The 5,165-nt window shown below is 63.4% G+C and carries 7 protein-coding genes; 2 read left to right on the forward strand and 5 right to left on the reverse strand.

Going from position 1 to position 5,165, the window contains the following annotated elements; translation table 11 throughout:
* On the forward strand, positions 1 to 263 hold a 263-nt coding region (locus HMPREF3148_RS13375), incomplete at its 5' end, for an integrase core domain-containing protein (protein ID WP_141741094.1).
* 278 nt (positions 264 to 541) lie between these two features.
* Here HMPREF3148_RS13375 and merA read toward each other — a convergent pair.
* From merA to HMPREF3148_RS11565, 4 genes are all read right to left on the reverse strand, one after another.
* Positions 542 to 1,984, reverse strand: coding sequence for a mercury(II) reductase (gene merA, locus HMPREF3148_RS11550; protein ID WP_049151230.1), 1,443 nt, complete (start codon positions 1,982 to 1,984; stop codon positions 542 to 544).
* Between the two features lie 119 nt (positions 1,985 to 2,103).
* Positions 2,104 to 2,652: a TlpA family protein disulfide reductase gene (locus tag HMPREF3148_RS11555; protein WP_005532161.1), complete on the reverse strand. Its 549-nt coding sequence runs from the start codon at positions 2,650 to 2,652 to the stop codon at positions 2,104 to 2,106.
* A complete protein-coding gene (locus HMPREF3148_RS11560; RefSeq protein ID WP_005532162.1) occupies positions 2,649 to 3,614 on the reverse strand; it encodes a cytochrome c biogenesis CcdA family protein in 966 nt (321 codons plus the stop codon). The genes HMPREF3148_RS11555 and HMPREF3148_RS11560 overlap by 4 nt, the downstream gene beginning before the upstream one ends.
* On the reverse strand, positions 3,611 to 4,003 hold the full coding sequence (locus HMPREF3148_RS11565) for a hypothetical protein (protein WP_049062849.1): 393 nt from the start codon (positions 4,001 to 4,003) through the stop codon (positions 3,611 to 3,613). Before HMPREF3148_RS11565 ends, HMPREF3148_RS11560 begins: the two co-directional genes overlap by 4 nt.
* Before the next feature lie 227 nt (positions 4,004 to 4,230).
* On the opposite strand from HMPREF3148_RS11565, the gene HMPREF3148_RS11570 reads away from it, so the two are divergent.
* Positions 4,231 to 4,614: a heavy metal-responsive transcriptional regulator gene (locus tag HMPREF3148_RS11570; RefSeq protein WP_369815758.1), complete on the forward strand. Its 384-nt coding sequence runs from the start codon at positions 4,231 to 4,233 to the stop codon at positions 4,612 to 4,614.
* A 62-nt stretch (positions 4,615 to 4,676) separates the two neighbouring features.
* Here HMPREF3148_RS11570 and HMPREF3148_RS11575 read toward each other — a convergent pair whose 3' ends face one another.
* Positions 4,677 to 4,889, reverse strand: coding sequence for a thioredoxin domain-containing protein (locus tag HMPREF3148_RS11575; RefSeq protein ID WP_239658599.1), 213 nt, complete (start codon positions 4,887 to 4,889; stop codon positions 4,677 to 4,679).
* Positions 4,890 to 5,165 lie beyond the last annotated feature (276 nt).

The following is a 5,165-nucleotide window of genomic DNA, read 5'->3' on the forward strand; positions in this document are numbered from 1 at the left end:
ACTGCGCCTGGCTTGGTGTACGCCAATCCATGGGAGCGGTAGGAACGAGTGCGGATAATGCCCTGGCAGAGTCCTTTAATGCCGCCTTAAAGCGTGAAGTCTTGCGTGATCGGAAAGTCTTTGACAATCCGATCGCCTGCCGCCAGGAAGTCTTCCGGTGGTGCATGCGCTACAACACACGCAGGCGACACTCCTGGTGCAACCTTCTAGCCCCCAATGACTTCGAAGCACTCACATCAGCTACACTGACCAAAGCAGCATAGCTAACCCCCGACGTGTCCACTTTCCGGGGTTCAGGCCCAATAAATGCTAACGCGCTTGATCTATGCGAAGACAGAGATCGGGAACACCCCCCGGATCATTTTCAGACAGGGACGAAAATAAGCCATACCGAAGCCAGCGACTAGTTCCACTGACACAAGGCAGAAGGAACGCAGATAAACATAGCCTGCCCCAGCATGGGGCTAGGAGTACGAATCCTGGGCTCCTTCAAGCGGAACTGCCAACAACGTAATGGGATTAGGCTGGGATCTGGCGCGGGTCAGGAGGCGCAGCAGGAGAGTTTGGAGACGTCGGTGGTGAAGGACTGTGCGGCGATTTTGATCCCTTCGGCCATGGTCAGGTATGGGCACCAGAGGTTCGCGACCTGGTCAACGGTCATGCCGGCCTCGAGGATGTAGACTCCGGCGGCGGCCAGGTCACCGGCCTCCTTGCCGACGGCGGTGATCCCCACAATCCGTCCGGTGTCGGCGTCGGCGACGATTTTGATGAAGCCGCGGGTGTCCCGGTTCACCAGTGCCCGGGGAACGTATTCCAGGGGCAGGACCCGGCATTCACACCGGATGCCCGCCTCGTTGGCTTCCTTGTCGGTCATGCCGACCGCGGCCAGTGACGGGCTGGTGAACGTCACGCGGGGCAGGTGCCGGTAGTCGACCTCGCGCCCGGCGTTGTTGAAGGCGTTCTCCACCATCAGGGTTCCGTGGGCGGACGCGACGTAGACGAATTCTCGGTGCCCGGTCACATCCCCTGCGGCCCAGATCCTGGGGTTGGAGCTGGCGAGTGTGCTCTCGACCAGGATCTGGCCGGTGTCGCCGGTCTTGACGCCGACGGCGTCCAGGTTCAGTCCGTCGGTGACGGCGCGTCGGCCGGTGGCTACCAGCAGCTTTGCGGCGCGGAATTCCTCCTGGCCCCCGGCGACCGTGGCGGTGACAAGGACCTCTGCGCCGGCGGGATCTGTGCGGACCGAAGTTACGGCTGCGCGGCGGACCACGCGGATGCCCTCGTCGGCGAAGACGCCCATCAGCGCACGGGAGGCTTCCGGTTCCTCGTGCGAGGCAAGCCTGGAGCGGACCAGCAAGGTCACTTTGGATCCGAGGCGGGCAAAAAGCTGCGCCTGCTCCAGGGCCACGTACCCGCCGCCGAAGACGATCAGGGACTCGGGCACTTCGTTCAGTTCCATGGCGGTGGTCGAGGTCAGGTAGTTGACTTCATCCAGTCCCGGCACCGGGGGTGCCCACGGGGTCGAACCGGTCGCGACCAGATAATGGGCGGCGGTCAGGGAGTCGCGGGTGCCGTCGGGTCCGGTGATTTCCAGGACCGGTTCCTCCGGGGTGCCGGCGAACACCGCGGTGCCCTGGCGCAGGTCCCATCCGTAGTCGGCGGCCAGATCCACGTATTTATCCGAGCGCATTCGCTCGACCAGGGAGCGTTTCCCGTCTATCAGTACACCCATGTCCACCGGGGCGGCGGAAGTGCTGATCCCGGGGAACCTTCCGGTCGCATCCACAGCGACATGCCGGGCTTCGGCGGCGGCCAGCAGGGCTTTGGAGGGAACGCACCCGGTGTTCACACAGGTCCCGCCCACCGTGGAGCGTTCGATCATCACGACCCGATAGCCCAGCTTGGTGGCCCGGATGGCGGCGGCGAAGGCGCCGCCTCCGGAACCGATCACGGCTAAATCAAAATCTGGTGCTGCCTCAGGCATTAGTCCTCCTTGGAGTCTCGAATGAACACCCCGGGGGCGTTCCTTTTTGCATGCTGTCCCCAGTCTGCACCTTCCCCTGCACGGGAAGGTCAAGAACGGGAGCGAAGAGATCGGTGTTGCTACGGAAGTGTTGTGTCAAGAAATTCCTTCAGGGCATCGGCTTTCATGGGCCGGGAATCGGCCCGGCCCAGGATGTCACCGTCAGGTGCGATGACGACGGTACTGTCTAGGGATGTGACCGCGTACTTTTGGGTGAGTTCCCCGGTCCGGTCGACAACGAAGGGGTATCCGGGTGTGCCGGCCATTTCGCGGAACTGGTCCACTTGGGTTTTTGTGTTCTCCGGCGTCACGTCCACGGCGACGAAGTCTGCCTTATCGGCATATTCCTGTTCCAGTTCCTTCATCGCTTCTGCCTGCGGAACGCAGGTATAGCACCAGCTCGCCATGAAATACAGCACTGTCGGGCGGGTGGAAGGGACGGTGAGGGCCTTGCCGTCCACAGATGTGATCTCGATCCTGTCCACGTTGTTTGCGCCCGCTGGCCCGGCGGCGGGAGCGGTTTCGCTCCCGCGGTTCAACGCAGTGAGGGCCAGGACCAGGATGAGGGCCGCGGCCGCTACGACGGCAGTAATGGTGAAGATCCGCCGGTGGTTTCTGGTCGTTGTCATGGGTTTCCTTTCTGGTTGGTGCGCCCTGGCGCCGTGTCGGGAAGAAGATGTTCCGGGCCGCAGCACGCTTCGGTGCTGTCGCTGCTCTCAGCCCCATCCGTGATTGCGCTGTTGTCTTGTGCCTTGCTTTTACTGCGGCGCCGCAGGGCCAGGGCCGCGGCGGCGAGGACGGCGGCCACCGCGGTGAGGGTGATGATGGGCCAGTTGCCCGAGATGAAACCGGACAGCGCCACGCTGGCTTCGGTGACCGTCCCGCCCATGATCTCCCCGGCCTGCCCGCCGGACAGGGCCGGAACCCAGTAGAGCAACAGGTAGATCCCTGCGAGGATAAGCGCGGCTCCGCCGAGACGATTAACAAACGGCAGGATCCTTCGGACGTGGCGTGCCAGGACGTCCCGCGCTACCGCTGCACCGAGGGACAGAAGGACCAGCACCACCGAGGAGCCCAAGGCGTAGGCGGCGAAGACCGCCAGCAGCCCAGCCAGGCTCCCGGTGGACACAGCCTGGGCGACAACAGCCAGCAGCAGGGCCAGGCTGCAAGAGAGCGCAGCCACCGCATAGGCCACCCCGTAGCCAAAGACCGCCCTGAGGCCCGAACTGGTCCCGTCCGTCTTCAGAATCCGGGGCAGGTTCAACCTCGCCCCGGGCAGCTGCCATCCGAACACCATGCCAAGGCCGGCAACCACAATAACCGCTCCGATCAGCGCCGCCGCCCAGGGAAGCGCCGACGCCACCGACCGCAGGCCTACAGCGGCGAGCAGGCCGGCCGTAACAAAGACAGTGGCGAAACCGGCGCTGAGGGCAACCCCGGCCTGAAGACCTGCAAGCAACGGCCGCTTCCGTCCCGCACCGGGGCCTGAACCAATGAAATACGCCAGATAGGTTGGCAGCATCGCAAACCCGCATGGATTCACCGTGGCAAGCATTCCGGTCAGAAAGGCCAGACCCAAAACACCCGTCATCCCTGTGACCCCGCATCCTCAGAAACACCGGCCCGGGACTGCCCGGACCGCTCCTGCTCCGACGATGAATGAGGTGTTGGAGTAGAACCCGCGGACAGGCTGGCCCCCGGGCGGGAACGGGCGCAACAATCCGTCCCCGGGCTGCCCCGACGCTGCGCCCGCAGGAGCAGGGCCCCCGCGGCAAGGGCTGCGGCGGCAAGGGCTGCGGCGGCAATGAACCAGAGGTTGCCGGCCATTGCGCCGGCCGCGGCGAAAACACCGGCTGCAGCCGTCAGAACGGGTACCCCGCAGCACACCAGCGCCACCATCACAACACCAAGGAAGGACAGCAGAGTGCCTGCCGCAAGCACCAGGCCAGAGCGCTTCCGGCCCTTCACTTTTATTGACATGATCATCCCTTCATATGTCCGGCTCGTGTCCGGGACCCCGACAGGGGACCCCAACACGAAACCGGACGGCCAGTAGTACGTCACACCCCATTATCAACCTTCCACTAAGGGGGAAGGTCAAGTTGGCGACGGGACCTGTTGGTTTGCGGGTGCCGATGCGGAACGTTCCAGTACGATGGAAGGGTCATATGCGATTTTTTGGAACGAGATGAGGACCCGAAATGCGAATCGGTGAAGTTGCTGATGCTGCCGGTATAACAACCAAGACGATCAGGTTCTATGAGGACCGGGGCCTGCTCCCACCGGCTGAGCGCTCGGCCAACGGCTATCGTGACTACACCCACGACACCCTCAGCCGCCTCGAATTCATTCGCCGCAGCCAAATCGCCGGGCTGACACTGGCGCAGATCCAGGGCATTCTGCGGATCCGCGATAGCGGTTTGACGCCTTGCACCCACGTACGGGATGTCCTGGGGAAACAGTTGCAGGACCTGGACCGGAAAATCGCGGAGCTCACCGCGCTCCGGGTGACCGTGGCCGAACAATATGCAACCGCCGAGGTGGCCGACCCTCAGCGCTGCGATGCTGAACAAATCTGCAGTTACATCTGAGCCCGCCGCAGGCTAAGGGGCTTCACTGAGTCGGCTCCCGCCGCGGCCAGTGCCGTCCGCAGTTACGCAGCACCCGGCTCCACGGCACGGAAGACCTCCGTGCCCGCGGCGTCTAGGATTACAGCGGTGCTTACCTGGTTTATCCGGTAGGCGGTGATGAGCCGCGTATCGGTATCAGAGGCAAAGACCAGGGATGACGCCCCATTTCCGGCCAGGAATTCCCTGATTTCATCGGCCGTCTCGTAGGACGCGATGTCCACCGCGACATAGTTCACGGCAGCAGGAGAGCTTCGCTGGACCTTGGCAAGCGCCCGGGCTCCCGGCTCGAAGGTCAAGCCCCATGGTGATGCCGTGGCCCGGCGAGTGAGCGAGGTCAGGCCGGTTGGCGGCGGCTTTCGGTGGGAATGATCTGGGGTAGGAACCGGACGTAGAGGATCATTCTCTGATTCTTATCCTCTCCGAGACAGATAACACTTGTAAAAGTTGATTACACCCTATTGTTACGCCGGTTCGGGGTTGGGGCCTGACCCCCGGAAAGTGGACACGTCGGG

Source organism: Corynebacterium sp. HMSC05D08, assembly GCF_001807215.1.
Lineage (GTDB): Bacteria > Actinomycetota > Actinomycetes > Mycobacteriales > Mycobacteriaceae > Corynebacterium > Corynebacterium striatum.

What these genes read in the sequence shown, in the direction of transcription:
- HMPREF3148_RS11560 (WP_005532162.1), bottom strand. Translation starts at nt 3,614, where the DNA reads ATGACGGGTGTTTTGGGTCTGGCCTTTCTGACCGGAATGCTTGCCACG.
- HMPREF3148_RS11565 (WP_049062849.1), bottom strand. Translation starts at nt 4,003, where the DNA reads ATGTCAATAAAAGTGAAGGGCCGGAAGCGCTCTGGCCTGGTGCTTGCG.
- HMPREF3148_RS11555 (WP_005532161.1), bottom strand. Translation starts at nt 2,652, where the DNA reads ATGACAACGACCAGAAACCACCGGCGGATCTTCACCATTACTGCCGTC.
- merA (WP_049151230.1), bottom strand. Translation starts at nt 1,984, where the DNA reads ATGCCTGAGGCAGCACCAGATTTTGATTTAGCCGTGATCGGTTCCGGA.